The 230-nt window shown below is 42.2% G+C and carries 1 pseudogene; it reads left to right on the forward strand.

Annotated features, from left to right (window positions below):
• Positions 1-230 (forward strand): annotated as a pseudogene (locus tag ACYQ4S_RS13095) (IS5/IS1182 family transposase); the annotation flags it as partial.

A 230-nucleotide genomic window follows, 5' to 3' on the forward strand; every position in this document is an offset into this window, starting at 1 on the left:
ATTGGTCATATGACGAAATAGAAGATGCTTATACCGACCTGGACGGTGTGCGGTTTAGTTTTACCCACTACAGCACACGTGTGGATAAACAGGGATATACGCGTCAGTTTAAAGTGTACACAGCAGACAAGGAACAAATGGATGACAGGCTGAATAAACTAGCCAAAACCCCGAAGGGGAACCAAAGACAAACATCGGTGAATTACAATTGGGAATACTTTAAACATCAA

It is taken from the genome of Alkalibacterium sp. s-m-28, from assembly GCF_054658175.1.